The following is a 525-nucleotide window of genomic DNA, read 5'->3' as shown; positions in this document are numbered from 1 at the left end:
GAGCTACCGAGCTGCTCCATCCCGCGTTAATAATAAAGGAGGATGTGGGATTCGAACCCACGCACGCTTTTACACGCCTGACGGTTTTCAAGACCGTTCCCTTCAGCCGGACTTGGGTAATCCTCCAATAAATAGTCCGTACGGGATTCGAACCCGTGTTACCGCCGTGAAAAGGCGGTGTCTTAACCCCTTGACCAACGGACCATATTTCAATGGGCACGAGTGGACTCGAACCACCGACCTCACGCTTATCAGGCGTGCGCTCTAACCACCTGAGCTACGCGCCCAAGTTTTAAAAACTTGGTGAATTGAACTATGTTCAAAGCGGGTGACGAGAATCGAACTCGCGACAACAGCTTGGAAGGCTGTAGTTTTACCACTAAACTACACCCGCTAAAATGGGAGTTAACGGGATCGAACCGCTGACCCTCTGCTTGTAAGGCAGATGCTCTCCCAGCTGAGCTAAACTCCCTTTAGCTAAGCGACTTCCTTATCTCACAGGGGGCAACCCCCAACTACTTCCGG

At 51.8% G+C, this 525-nt stretch carries 5 tRNA genes; all 5 read right to left on the bottom strand.

Features of this window, described 5'->3' with window-relative positions:
• Positions 1 to 36: 36 nt before the first annotated feature.
• The 5 genes from QM874_RS09860 to QM874_RS09840 all read right to left on the bottom strand — a co-directional run bounded on the left by QM874_RS09860 (position 37) and on the right by QM874_RS09840 (position 472).
• A tRNA-Ser gene (locus QM874_RS09860) sits at positions 37 to 126 on the bottom strand.
• A gap of 6 nt (positions 127 to 132) precedes the next feature.
• Positions 133 to 204: transfer RNA gene (locus QM874_RS09855), tRNA-Glu, on the bottom strand.
• 9 nt (positions 205 to 213) lie between these two features.
• A tRNA-Ile gene (locus tag QM874_RS09850) sits at positions 214 to 287 on the bottom strand.
• 36 nt (positions 288 to 323) lie between these two features.
• A tRNA-Gly gene (locus QM874_RS09845) sits at positions 324 to 394 on the bottom strand.
• A gap of 5 nt (positions 395 to 399) precedes the next feature.
• Positions 400 to 472: transfer RNA gene (locus QM874_RS09840), tRNA-Val, on the bottom strand.
• Between the last annotated feature and the right edge of the window lie 53 nt (positions 473 to 525).

It is taken from the genome of Streptococcus infantis, assembly GCF_047463615.1.
In the GTDB taxonomy this organism is placed as follows: Bacteria; Bacillota; Bacilli; order Lactobacillales; family Streptococcaceae; genus Streptococcus; species Streptococcus infantis_X.
The sequence above is the reverse complement of the archived record's forward strand: the minus strand, read 5'-3'. Positions and strand labels throughout refer to the sequence as shown.